The organism is Variovorax sp. 01N429 (assembly GCF_056399425.1).
This window is the reverse complement of the sequence record NZ_JBFTRG010000251.1, coordinates 1-360: the sequence shown is the minus strand read 5'-3', so window position 1 is coordinate 360 and position 360 is coordinate 1. Positions and strand designations below refer to the sequence as shown.

General features: G+C 68.6%; 1 protein-coding gene. It reads left to right on the top strand.

Features of this window, described 5'->3' with window-relative positions; translation table 11 throughout:
* Positions 1–360: hypothetical protein (locus AC1DSF_RS31480; protein ID WP_478184228.1), on the top strand; the 360-nt coding region annotated here is incomplete at both ends.

Genomic DNA, 360 nt, shown 5'->3' with positions numbered 1-360 from the left:
CTGGCCGACACCGCGCTGCGTACCGCCGACTCGGGTTACCTGACCCGTCGTCTGGTGGACGTCTCGCAGGACGTGATCATCCGCGAAGAGGACTGCGGCACCGACCGTGGCCTCTCCCTGGACATCGCGGTCCGCGCCGCGGACGGCTCGCTGCGCAAGACCAACGACGTCGAGACCAGCGTGTACGCGCGCAGCCTCGCCGAAGACGTCGTGGTCGACGGCAAGGTCATCGCCCCCGCGGGCATCGACCTGGGCGACGTCACCATCAACACCCTCGTCGCGCACGGCGTCGAGAAGGTGAAGACCCGGTCCGTGCTGACCTGCGAGTCCAAGGTCGGTACGTGCGCGATGTGCTACGGC